Raw genomic sequence first — 11937 nt, forward strand, 5'->3', positions numbered from 1 at the left:
GTTATACCTAGCGGATGACGCTGACCTGAACCCTTGGAGTCGTGATGGCGAAGCCCGGAGGTGCCCCCTGGTGGGCGCACGTCATGCTGTACGCCGGTGGATTGACGATGGTCGCCGCGGGCGGCACGGCCGCGGTCGCCCAGTACGGCGTGTACACCACCAACAACACCCTCGAGCAGGAAGAGATCCTCGGCGACTTCCAGGCCGAAATGGACGTCGAGAACATCGAGGGCCCGCTGAACATCCTGGTGCTCGGGGTCGACAAGCAGGGCGGGGCGACCAGGTCCGACACCATGATCCTGGTGCACATCAACAAGGACCTGTCCGAGGCGGCGATGGTGTCGCTGCCGCGGGACCTGTATGTCGACATCCCCGACTGCGGGCCGGGTTACAGCAATAACCCGTGCACCACCAAGCTGAACCACGCGGCCTCGATCAGCGACGACTGGGAGGTCACGCGCGCCAACGTCGTCGAGACGATCCACGACCTGACCGACCTCGACTTCCACATCGGTGCGACCGCGGACTTCAACGGCTTCGTCGACATGGTCGAGCTGGTCGGCGAGATCGAGATCTGTTCGTGGAAGACGTTCCAGTCCCACCACACCGAGCGGGTCTTCGAGGAGGGCTGCCACTACTACGACCAGGAGGCGGCGCTCGACCTCGTCCGTCAGCGCTACCAGTTCTACGACCAGATCGACTACGACAAGGGCCTGTACGGCGACTACGCGCGCCAGGCCTTTCAGCAGCAGGCGATCAAGTCGCTGCTGACGGAGGCGAGGGCGCAGGGATTCCTGAAGGACCCGCGCAAGATCACCGATCTACTGGAGGGCTTCGGCGACAAGGTGACGCTGCAGCTGCCCCCCGGCATGGAGGTCATCGACCTGGTGGCGAGCCTGAAGGACCTCGACCCGGAGGCCATCACCTCGATCCGGACCCCCGCCCACTCGGAGGAGAACGAGGTGGGCGCCGTCGAGGTGATCGGCGAGGGCGAGGAGCAGGCCGACGCCGACGCCTTGTGGCAGGCGATGGAGGACGACACCATGGACGAGTGGATCGCCGAGAATCAGGAGTGGATCAAGGAGACCGGCTGATCCGGCGATCACCGATACGCACACGATTAGGTGTACGATCGTGTATATGACCAGACGCAATATCAATATCTCGGATCAGGCATGGGAAATCGCGTCCGCCTCTGGGAACGCCTCCGCCTTCATCGATCAAGCGGTCAAGGACAGCTACGTCCAGCAGGCCGAGCGGGCGGGCGCCGCAGTCGCGGCCGCGCTCTCACCACAAGAGGTCGAGGACTGGATGGCCGATGTCGCTGCGGTCATCGACCAGGCTGAAGGCGGGCACCGGTGACAGCGGAACCGGGTCAGGTCTACCGCCGGATCGAACGACCCGAATCACTCGTTGTCGTCCTCTCCAATGCCGCGAGCAACCGCACCACCGGCTGGGCGACCGTATGTCTGTACAGCCTCACCGATCAGGTCGGGAACCTGCCCGAGTCGGCCATAGTGCACAGCCTGACCCCGAGCCCGGGGTACGTGAACTGGACCATGCACTGGACGGTGCCGGTCGGCGCTCTGACCGGCCCCGTCGGAGCCGTCGAAGCCGGGCCCATACACGCTGCCCGAGTCGGAATGGAAGCCCGCTTCCAGGATCGCTGAGTCAGCGCGGCGGACGAGCCGCAACGGGGCGCGGGCCAAGCGGCTCGCGTCCCCGTCCGTACTTCCGAGCTAGTGGGCCTTCGCAGCTTCCTCGGCTTCGACTTCGGCGTTCCATTCGCGCTTGGAGGCCTGCCAGCCGTCCTCGTTGTGTCCCAGGCGCCAGTAGCCGGAGATCGACAGCTGCTCCTTGGGGACCTCGCGGTCCAGTCGCAGCAGGCGCCGCAGCTGCTTCACCAGGCCGGCCTCGCCGTGCACGAAGGCGTGGACCCGGCCCGCGGGGAAGTCGAAGTCGGTGACGGCCCGGACCAGCCGCTCCCCCACACCGGCGGTGCCGCGGTAGAGCCAGGTGACGGTGAGGTCGCCGGCGGACTTGAACTGCTGCTCCTCATCCGGCCCGGAGACCTCGATGAAGGCGTGGGCCCGCGCGCCGGCGGGCAGCCGTTCGATGGCGGCGCCGATCGCGGGAAGGGCGCTCTCGTCGCCCGCGAGCAGGTGCCAGTCGGCGCCGGGGTCGGGGGCGTAGCCGCCGCCGGGGCCGCCGAAGCGCACCACGTCGCCGGGCTTGGCGTTCTTCGCCCAGGGTCCGGCCAGGCCCTCGTCGCCGTGGTAGACGAAGTCCACCCACAGTTCGCGGGCGGCCGGGTCCCAGCGGCGCACGGTGTAGGTGCGGGTGACGGGCCAGTCCTCGCGGGGGAACTGTTCGCGGATGCGGTCAAGGTCGAAGGGCTCGCCGTAGTCGACGCCGTCCTTGCCGAAGAGCAGTTTGATGTAGTGGTCGGTGAATTCGCCGGCGGGGAAACCCTCCAGGCCGGTCCCGCCGAGCACGACGCGGATCATGTGCGGGGTGATCTGCTCGGTCCGCAGCACCTCGGCGGTCGTCGGCGGACGGTTTCTGCGTCCCTGGCGCTCAGCCATGTCAGCTCCCCAGCTAGGAGTTAGGTCTACCTAACTATCACCCTCTCACATCCCGGATCGCGCCGGACACGGTCGGAGGGCGGGAAACGTCACAGGCCGAGGGGAGCGGCGGCCCGGCCCGGCCGCCGGGAGCGGGGTGGCCGCATCGGCGAGGCAAGGCGAAGGCCCGGTCCGTTGCGCCGCAACGGACCGGGCCCGGGAAGTGCCTACTCGGTGATGGGGTTCCATCCGTCGTCGCCGGACAGGTAGTTCTCGGGCTGGTAGCCCGCCGCCTGGTCGTCGCTCATCTGAGGACGGTCGTCGTTGACGCCGGCGCCCTCACCGGTGTTCTGGTACTCGCTCAGGCGCGCGTCGCGCCAGCTCAGGCCCGACATGTCGGTCCACGGGTCGTCCCGGATGTGGGCGCCGAGGTCACAGTCGCGGTACAGGACCTGCCCGCGGGCGCTCTCGGATCCGCCGGCCGGCCAGGGGCGGCCGAGGTAGACCGAGCCGTCGGCGGCGTCGCTGGTGAGCGTGCAGCCGGTGAACAGGTACCCGTACTCCTGGCTCAGGTCGGTGCTGGCTGCGGTGATGTAGCCGTTGTTGGAGTCCGAGCCGCGGTCGAGGGAGTGAATGGTGCAGTCGTCGAACACGGCGGTGCCGCGTCCGAAGATGAAGTCGACGTCGCCCTCGACGTAGCAGTCCTTGTAGTACTGCCGCCCGGCCTCGGTCTCGCTCGGGGAGTTGGCGTAGAGGGTGTCCTGGTTGCCCAGGAAGCGGACGTTCTCGAAGACCATCTTGTCGCCGTTGACCTTGACGGCCACGGCCTGGCTGTTGCCGTTCGCGGCCTCGTCGTAGGCGTTCTCGAACGTCAGGTCGAGGGCGGTGAAGTCACCGCCGTTCAACGTGACCGAGGCGCTGCCGGTGGTTCCCCAGGTGCCGCCGTCCCCGTTGTCGCAAGCGGCGCAGCGGTTGTCGGTGATGACGACGTCCTCGGCGTTGCCGCTCTCGCCGACGAGGGTGAGGCCGGTCTTGTCGGAGGGGACGGTGACATTGCCCTGGTAGGTGCCGGGCCGCACCAGGATGGTGAATCCTGGGGAGGCGGCGTCGACGGCTTCTTGGACCGAGGTGTGGGTGCCGGAGCCGTCGGCGGCGACGATGAGGTCGGCCTCCTGGGAGATGTCGACTTCGGTGTCGGCGGTGTTCGCGTCCTGGGCGTTCGCGGTCGTGTTGGCCGCGAAGGCCGTCGCCGCGGCCAGGGCCGCTCCCAGGACGGCGGCGACTGCGGCCGCCCGCCCTCGCCGGGAGAGCGCCGGGGCGCCCGATTTCTCAGATCGCATTATTGCTCCACTTGTCGGGACGCGGCCTGGCGCCTGGGCCCGTCCTGCGGATCGGTCCAGGTAGCGCCTCCCCGGCGCGGGCGCGAGGGGACGATCCGGCGGCGGAGCGATGCCGGGTGCGGCCCGCCAGGGGCCTGCGTCCGCCAGCCGAATATCGAGGTGCATCGATTGTTTCTCATGCAGCGTAAGGGAACACCGAGGCGAGATCAAGGGGTTCGCCCCGTTTTGTTAGTTCATTTTCCATATCTACTGCGGGGGCCGGCTGTTCGCGTCGTCGCGGTCGAACCACTCCCCGGCCTGCGCCATCAGGCGGCGCATCGGGCTCTGCTTCGGGATCGGCGCCTGCTCCCGGTCGGGAATCGGGTGAGGGACCTTGAAGCCCGGCTCGATGAGCCTGGCCCGCAGCGGCTCGGACGGCTTGACCCACGAGGTTCCCGGCGCTCCTTCGGGATCGGCCTCCCAGTCGCGGCCGACGCGGTCGAGGCCGATCGGGTACACCGTCGCGCCCTCGGGGCCGATGTGAATGCGCAGGAAGCACTTCTGGTCCTGGATCGACATGCCGGCGAACAGCTCGTTCGCGTTGACGCCGAAGCGGTTCGCGACCACCAGGTAGAGGCCGACCAGCCACGTCGACACGAGTCCGGCGACGGGCAGGTAGGCGACGTACGTCCAGAACTCGACCGAGGGCAGTGCGCGGAGCGCCTGGGCCCCGGCCCAGGCCAGGGACAGTTGCGCTATGCCGTGCACGATGCCGAGCAGGTAGTGCTTCACCCGCCGGCGCCCCTGGCCGGGGTGAGCGAAGCCCACGCCGCCCGCGATGATCACGGTCGCCACGGCCGCGAACGTGCCCGAACCCTCCAATATGGAGACTGTGGTGATGAGCATGATGACGGCGGTGAGCAATACGAAGCTGCGGTTGAGCAGTGGCAGCCGCCCGAAGATCCCCAGCGCGTAGCCCAGGGAGCGGGGCTTGGTCGGGTATGTCTTGGTGAGCTGGAATTCGCGCTGCTCGGCGTCGGGCTCCGAGACCGACTTCCTCGGCGCGGTGAGGGTCTCGGGGAGGTTGTGAGTCGGGGAGAGGTAGGCGCCGCCGCCGCCGGCGGTGACGAGGTGGCGGGCGCCGTCGACCTCGGTGTAGTGCGCGTAATGGTGGCGGTCCCCGGTGAGGATGAGCGGGACCTCGGCCTGGCGGTCGGCGACGATGTCGCGGATGAAGTGGTCGATGCGATCGTAGGAGCGCGGGTTGTCCTCGGTCCATACCCAGGACGGCTGGGGGACGCAGAGAATGACCTGGTCGCCGGGCTGCATCTGCTGGGCGGCCTGCTTGAAGTACTCGACCTGGGACTGGTCGAGGTGGGCGTCGAACTGGGCGTCGACGGCGAACAGCCACCAGTTGCGGGGCAGCCGGAGCGCGAAGTAGGAGCGCTGCTGGGCGGTGCGGTAGCCGCCGATGCGGCGCCGCTCCAAAAACTGGCGGCCGAACGCTGTGAGCCCGTCGAACCAGTCGTGGTTGCCGGGGATCGCGTAGAGCGACACGGCATTCGCGAGATTCTCGGGGTCCTCGGGAGGCCCGGGGTTGGCGGCCTCGTAGGGGCCCTTCATGCGGTGCTCGTACTCGCGCCAGTCGCCGGCGGGGTAGACCTCGTCGCCGCCCATGACCAGGACGGACCCGCGCGGCAGCTTCAGGCCCGCGGCCTCGACCTCGTGCTGCGCCATCATGTAGGCGACCGAATAGGTGGCGTTGAAACCGTCGCCGATGTCGGCGACGTAGTCAAGCCACAGCTCGTCGGCGGTGTCGTGCTCGAACACCTCCTGCGGACGGCTGCCGAAGATCTCGCGCTTGTCGAGGTAGCCGCCGAGGAGGCGGGCGAGCCCGAGACGGGCCGCGGTCTCGGCAAGCGTGCGGGGGGACATCCAGCGCACGGGGCGCTGGGGTATGAAGCGAAGCTCTTCGGGGCTCAGATCACTCGGACGGTGGGACATGGGTACATACTGTCATCTTTTACGCGCCAATGGAACCCACGAGAGCCCCCTTTGGAGGGCACACGAAAGCGCTGCCCTCAAGAGGGACCCCTGACTTAAGGCTACCGGCGGGGTACGACATTTCAGGATGCGAAGCAAGCTCCCCTCTGGTTAGGATTCCGGCATGGTTCTCGCTCGTTTCGCCAGTCCCGATGACGCCGATGAGATCACTCGACTGCGCGCGATCATGCTGTCGGCCTGGGTCGACACCACCGACAACGGCTGGATGGCCGACAGCGCCGCCGTCCTGAAGCGACGCTTGGGGGAAGCCGAGCCGTCCATGGTCTCCACGGTCGTCGACGCCCCCGAATCCCCCGGTTCCCTCGCGGCCTGCGCCACCGGGATCATCGAGGAGCGCCTGCCCTCCCCGCGCAATCGCACCGGCCGCTTCGGCTGGATCTTCAATGTCTCCACCGACCCGGCCTGGCGCCGCCGCGGCTACAGCCGGGCCTGCATGGACGCCCTGCTGAGGTGGTACGACGAACGCGGCGTCCTGGCCATCGAGCTGCTGGCCACCGAGTCCGGCGCCGGACTCTACGGGCAGCTCGGATTCACGGTCTCCGAGGAGCCCGCGATGCGGCGGCACACCTGGTAGCGGACCGCAGCCGGCGCCGCATCCACCAGAACGCCCCGAACCCCAAGGCCGCCAACAGCATCGGCGCCGCCGCGCTCCCCCACCACGCCCAGTGCGCGGCGGCCTCGGCCTCGGACAGGACGGGGTTCGCCGGTCCCGGTGCGGGCGAGTCGGCGGCGTCGGACGGAGCGGGTCCGGACAGCCAGGCGGGAGCCAGGAGCGCCCACCCCACCATCGCGGCGGCGAACAGCGCCACGATCCGTCCCCACCAGCGCCCCAACCGGTTCACTCCTGCACGCTCAGTCGCGGCAGCCTGAACCAGCCCGATTCGGCGAAGGCGAGCACTAGCAGCACCGCCAGCACCAGCCCGGCCAGCAGCAGGACCGGCAGGAACGTCGAGATGAGCGCGATGACGACCAGGGCACCGAGCGCCACGAACCGGGAGACGGGCATGTTCCCGGTGACGAACCGGTTGTACATCAGATTGCCGACCAGGTAGACGACCGGTCCACCGAGGACGGTGGCGGTGACGTCCAGATGCGCGGTCTCCTCAGGATGGGCCAGCACCAATTCGACCCCGACCGCACTGAGGACGGCCCCGGCCACCATGAGCGCGTGCGCGTAGGCGTAGCCGCCCCGCGAGGCGTGGGCGGCGCGCTCGACCTCGATGCGCTCGTGTTCGTCATTGCCGCGCCCGGCGTCGAAGTACAGCCACCACAACGAGACGATCGAGGCGAAGCCGATCACCCCGGCCGTAACGATCGCGGGCGTCATCTCCAGCTCGGTGAGCGTCGCCCCGAGGATCACGATGGACTCGCCGAGAGCGACGATGAAGACGAGCCGGTTGCGTTCGGCCAGATGGTCTTCGCTTACCGGCCAGGTGGAGATCGGAGTGGCCGCCACGCCGGGAAGCCGGAACCCCACCACCGGCGCCAGGTAGTCGACGGCGACGGCGGCCAGCCAGACCCAGACACGCACCTCCTCGGGCACGAAGACGCCGACGACCCACACCACCCCGGCGATCCCGGACCAGGCCAGGAGCTGGGCGTAGTTGCGGCTCATGCGCTGTCCCCTGAAGGCCCACACCATGAACGCGCTGCGCGAGAGCTGCAGCACCAGGTAGGAGGCCACGAACAGCCCGGCCCGCTCGTGGTACGCGTCCGGAATGGCGATGGCCATCCCAAGCGACGCGAACATCCACACGGCGGCGAACAACCGCACGGTCCGATTGCCCGGGTCGAGCCAGTTCAGGGCCCAGGCGGAGTAATTCCACCCCCACCACACCGCCGCGAACAGCACCGCGAACTGCAATGCCCCGGAGAGGTCGAGGTCCTTGAGAAGAAAGTGCGAGAGTTGGGTGATCGCGAATACATAGACGAGGTCGAAGAACAATTCGACGGGGCCGACAGAGGATCGGCCCTCGGCACGGAGGACATTCACGGCCCGATGCTAACCCGGCGGAGGAGGTCGCAACAGGTTTCGGGCTCTGGAACAATAGCCTGGACTCGCCAACGCGACACACTGTCACATTCCATCAAAGAAGGATCGATCCACAGTAGAATGAGTGCAGCAGCCAGCAGCCAGCAGCCAGCAGCCTGCAGCCTGCAGCCAGCAGCCAACAGCCAACAGCCAACAGCCAACAGCCAGCAGCCAGCAGGTCTTAGGTCGCGGCTCATTCTGTTCGCCGGGCGCACCTCCCAGGCGCTAGCACGCCTCTACTTCGACATCGCCCCGCTCCTCGCCGCCGACCCCCGCCTCAGCGTCGCTTGGGCACTCATTCCGGGGTCCCGATTCGAGTCCGGCTCATACGAGTTCGCCGAGGGTGCGGGCATCGACTTGCTCCCCTGGACCGCCTCCAGGCGGCTCCGACCCGCGCTCGTCATCACCTCCAGCCCCGACCCGTGCCTCTACGAAGTCGACGCACCCGTCCTTTCGCTCCCCCACGGTGCCGGCCACAACCGACTGCGCCCCGAGCTCAGCGGCGTCTCGGGTCTATCACCGGAACAGATCCAAGGGCCGAACGGCGAAGTCCCCGACTTCATGGCCCTGCCCGGCCCGGCCGCCGCGCGCCGCCTCGCCATCGACTGCCCCACAGCCGTTTCCAACGCGGCGGTGACCGGCGACGTGTGCCTCGAGCGTCTGCGCACCAGTGCCGTTCGCCGCGACGACTTTCGCCGCGCCCTCGGCGTCGAACCGCACCAGCGACTCGTCGTCCTCTCCTCGACTTGGGATCAGAACGCGCTCACCCGCAGCAACCGCACCCTGCCAGAACGCCTGCTCGCGGAACTCCCCATGGACGAATACCGACTCGCCTTCATCCCGCACCCCAACGACGAGGTGGCCGATACGCCCCGTCCGACCGGTTTCCTCAGGCCGTACCTGGAGAACGGTCTGGTCATGATCCCGCCCGAGGAGGGCTGGCGCGCAACTCTTGTGGCAGCCGACTGTCTGATTGGGGATCACGGGTCTGTGACGTACATGGGTGCCACCATCGGGCTGCCGGTCCTGCTGGCGGCCTTCGGGTTCGCGAACATGCCCCGGGAATCCCCCCTCGCCCGATTCGGCAGGATCGCCCCCAGGTTCGACCGCTCCACTCCAGCCGCGCCGCAGATCCGGCGCGCGATCGAATCCGGCCCGGTCGACTTCGACTACGCCGACGCGCTAGCCGAGCCGGACACACCGCCGTCCGCTCGAATCACGCAGCGGGCGTGCGAACTGCTGGGTATCGAACCCGCCGCGCCGACCGGACCAGAGCACCTGCCCACACCGGATCTGCTCCCGCGCTGCCTGCCCACCAGCGCCTGGCACTGCCGGATCGACCCCGAGGCCGCGACATGGAGCCGACATCCGGCGTCGGTTCCGTCATCCGGGCCCGGGCACCTGGTCGCCGATCTCGCCTGCCGCGACCCCCGGCTGCGCGACTCGGCCAGCGTGCTTCTGCTGCACCGTGATCCAGTCCCGGCATCTGCGGCGGTGGAAACGCTGCGCTCCATTCTCGACAAGCAGCCGGTGTGCCGCGTCGCCAGCGCGCGCACCGCCGCGGACGAGGCTTCGGTCGTCATCCGCGATGGCATGTCGCTGCGGGTAAGGACGGACCCGCGCCGGATGGACCTCCTGCCGTCGGCGCTCTATGCGGCGACCGCACCTGACGGTTCGAGTCCGCTACGACTCGATGCCGTACATGCGCTCGATCTCCTTCGCCGCTTCGATCCGGGCCTGGCCCTCCTCGCCGCCGAGGATCGCCCCTAGCCGCTTCAGCGCGTCGATGAGCGGCTTGGTCCAACCGCCTTCGTTCAGATTCAGGACCGCCTCGTCGACCTCGTCGAGGTGCCGCTCTGGGTCGGCCTTCAAGTCGAGGGCGGCGATCTCAAGCCACATGATCGCGACATTGCGCTTGTCTGCGAGCTTCCCGAATCGCTTCGCTGCTCTGGAGAAGCAATCGCGGGCCTCCTCGTCCCGCTCCTGATCACGGTAGACGATGCCGAGGAGCTTCAACATCAGTGCCTTCGTGCGTTTCCGCTCGGCGATTTTGAAGCCTCTGCGATAGGTCTCCTCAGCCTCGGACAGGCGACCTTGCCGGTAGTACAGCCAGCCGAGCTGCTCCATGGCAGCGGCGGCCAGGTCGACGTTGTCACCCGCAAGCCGCACCGCCTCCTTGAGGTTCGACTCCGATTCGCGATGCTCAAGCAGATCGACCTGGGTGCGTCCGAGGCAAATGAGCATGCGCGCCTTGTGTTCCGGGTCGGTCAGGCCGTCGAGTGCGGTCGCGTAGACCCGCTTGGCCGTCTCCGGAAGAGGGCAGTTGCTGAACAGCGGCCACATCGCCTCGGCCAGCGCCATCTGCTCCTGCCGCCACCCACACTGCTGGGCGATGCGCACCGCTTCAAGCAGGTCGTCCCGGTGCCCGTCCATCCACTGGAGGGCTTCGCTGGGGGAGAGGAACTCCGGACCTTGGACGTAGCGCAGTGGCTCAGCGATCCGCAACCGGTCCACGCCTTGGATCAACGGATCCGCCAACTGGGCGCCCATCAAGTAGTAGTGCACCACCGGCTTCAAGGCCGCGCGCACGTCTGCCCCGACTGCGCCGTCGTCCGAGTCTCGGACCCGCACGCGGTAGCGGTTCCCCTTCTTGCTCACCAGCCTCGCGTCGACCAGTTCCTGGAATTCCTCGGTTTCGAGGTCGCCGATCGAGCGCAGCAGGTCCGGTTCGGCCTCGGCTCCCGGCAACGCGCGGAGGAGTCGGTAGCGACCGGCGGCGGACTCGCTCAGGTTGAGATAGGCGGCCTCCAGCATCTGGTCGGCCTCGCTCTCGGCGGAGACAGGTCGGCCCTCGGTTCTCTGTTGGTTCGCGATCAGCCCGGCGAGACGTTCGAGATGGGAGGGACGCCAGGCCCGACCGCGGACATGCTGCCGAATCTCCTCGTCGTCGAGCTCTGGGAACTCCTTGCGCAGGTACTCGGCGGCGTACTCGGCGGCGAGGTCGCGAATCGGATGCACCAGGCAGCGGCGGCCTTCGGGCCACTGGAGGCTGAGCACGAGTAGTTGCGCCGCAGGAGAATCCGGCTTGAACATCAGCGCGTGTTCCCTAGTGGGCGCCCCATCTACGACGACCAGCACGGCCATGTCCTTCGTGATGGAGACGAACTGCCTGCGGAGCCCCTTGAGGTCGTCGACGATGACGCTCTTGTCGATCCCCATGCGTTGCAGCGCTGAGCGCAACTCCGTTCGGACGTCACTGCCGTCGAGGTCGACGTAAATGTGGCCGTCGTGGAATTGCTGGTCGAACCGGTGGGCGAGCAGTCCCGCCATCGAGGTCTTCCCCACTCCTGGGGGCCCGACGAGTGCGATCTCGTCCCAGCCGCCCGCCTCGATCTCGGCACCGAGTGTTTCCACGTCCTGCGCGTGGTTGACGAAATCCGGGGTCGCCCGCTCGACCTCCTGAAGCTTGGGCACCTTCGGCCCCTGGACGATGAGAGTGCCGATGGAACCGGCTTGGACGACGTTTCCCCTGACGTCGCCGTGGAAATCGAACTGGGGTCGGGAGACGTCGATATCCCGGTCGACGGCGGCGCTCAGTGCCGAGCGAAATGCGTCGTCATCAACGCATTCCTGGTAGATCCGGGCCGCGAACTCCTCCACCGGCATGTCTCCGCGTTTGGTCTCCTTGAAGTCGCTGCCGCGTTTGAAGCGCTGCTTCACCACCCTGACCGCCCTGCCGAGTCTTCGGCCGCCCGCTTTCATCGCGAATTCGGTGGCCTTGCCCGTCGCCGCGGTGGCGATGGCGATCAGGAGCTCTTCCATATACCGGTCCATCCTTCATTGAGGGGAGTCCGCACCGATGCTAGCGATTCGCCGGGCTCGGCGGGGTACGCGGACCTGCCCTTCAAGTCACCTCGGTCCCGGCGCGGTGTGCATTCGCCGGTCGGAATGCACGGCC

The 11937-nt window shown here is 67.9% G+C and carries 11 protein-coding genes; 5 read left to right on the forward strand and 6 right to left on the reverse strand.

The genetic code is table 11. The features are described 5' to 3' along the window. The first annotated feature begins 44 nt into the window (after window positions 1-44). The 3 genes from FAB82_RS16300 to FAB82_RS16310 are packed head-to-tail and all read left to right on the forward strand — an operon-like array spanning window position 45 to window position 1670. On the forward strand, window positions 45-1094 hold the full coding sequence (locus FAB82_RS16300) for an LCP family protein (protein WP_136535600.1): 1050 nt from the start codon (window positions 45-47) through the stop codon (window positions 1092-1094). A 46-nt stretch (window positions 1095-1140) separates the two neighbouring features. Beyond that, complete coding sequence (locus FAB82_RS16305) at window positions 1141-1362, forward strand: hypothetical protein (protein WP_136535601.1); 222 nt, start codon at window positions 1141-1143, stop codon at window positions 1360-1362. Further along, window positions 1359-1670 (forward strand): hypothetical protein, encoded by a 312-nt coding sequence (locus FAB82_RS16310; protein WP_136535602.1) that lies wholly within the window; start codon window positions 1359-1361, stop codon window positions 1668-1670. Before FAB82_RS16305 ends, FAB82_RS16310 begins: the two co-directional genes overlap by 4 nt. A 69-nt stretch (window positions 1671-1739) precedes the next feature. On the opposite strand, the gene FAB82_RS16315 is transcribed toward FAB82_RS16310, so the two are convergent. From FAB82_RS16315 to FAB82_RS16325, 3 genes are all read right to left on the reverse strand, one after another. After that, window positions 1740-2585: a siderophore-interacting protein gene (locus FAB82_RS16315; RefSeq protein WP_136535603.1), complete on the reverse strand. Its 846-nt coding sequence runs from the start codon at window positions 2583-2585 to the stop codon at window positions 1740-1742. A gap of 206 nt (window positions 2586-2791) precedes the next feature. Then, window positions 2792-3904 (reverse strand): pectinesterase family protein, encoded by a 1113-nt coding sequence (locus tag FAB82_RS16320; protein WP_136535604.1) that lies wholly within the window; start codon window positions 3902-3904, stop codon window positions 2792-2794. 246 nt (window positions 3905-4150) lie between these two features. After that, window positions 4151-5887 carry a metallophosphoesterase gene (locus FAB82_RS16325; RefSeq protein ID WP_136535605.1) on the reverse strand — a complete coding sequence of 579 codons (1737 nt, stop codon included), beginning with the start codon at window positions 5885-5887 and terminating at the stop codon, window positions 4151-4153. 163 nt (window positions 5888-6050) lie between these two features. On the opposite strand from FAB82_RS16325, the gene FAB82_RS16330 reads away from it, so the two are divergent. Further along, window positions 6051-6521, forward strand: a complete 471-nt coding sequence (locus FAB82_RS16330) for a GNAT family N-acetyltransferase (RefSeq protein ID WP_136535606.1) — start codon at window positions 6051-6053, stop codon at window positions 6519-6521. On the opposite strand, the gene FAB82_RS16335 is transcribed toward FAB82_RS16330, so the two are convergent. Continuing rightward, window positions 6478-6789, reverse strand: a complete 312-nt coding sequence (locus FAB82_RS16335) for a hypothetical protein (RefSeq protein ID WP_136535607.1) — start codon at window positions 6787-6789, stop codon at window positions 6478-6480. The genes FAB82_RS16330 and FAB82_RS16335 overlap by 44 nt on opposite strands. Beyond that, window positions 6786-7940: a low temperature requirement protein A gene (locus tag FAB82_RS16340; RefSeq protein ID WP_136535608.1), complete on the reverse strand. Its 1155-nt coding sequence runs from the start codon at window positions 7938-7940 to the stop codon at window positions 6786-6788. Before FAB82_RS16340 ends, FAB82_RS16335 begins: the two co-directional genes overlap by 4 nt. Window positions 7941-8060: 120 nt before the next feature. Here FAB82_RS16340 and FAB82_RS16345 point away from each other — a divergent pair, with 120 nt between their 5' ends. Continuing rightward, a complete protein-coding gene (locus FAB82_RS16345) occupies window positions 8061-9749 on the forward strand; it encodes a hypothetical protein (RefSeq protein ID WP_136535609.1) in 1689 nt (562 codons plus the stop codon). Here the strand turns inward: FAB82_RS16345 and FAB82_RS16350 are convergent. Continuing rightward, on the reverse strand, window positions 9663-11801 hold the full coding sequence (locus FAB82_RS16350; RefSeq protein WP_168801634.1) for a tetratricopeptide repeat protein: 2139 nt from the start codon (window positions 11799-11801) through the stop codon (window positions 9663-9665). The two genes, FAB82_RS16345 and FAB82_RS16350, sit on opposite strands and share 87 nt — an antisense overlap. Window positions 11802-11937 lie beyond the last annotated feature (136 nt).

The sequence above is a fragment of the Glycomyces buryatensis genome (assembly GCF_004912275.1).
In the GTDB taxonomy this organism is placed as follows: Bacteria; Actinomycetota; Actinomycetes; order Mycobacteriales; family Micromonosporaceae; genus Glycomyces; species Glycomyces buryatensis.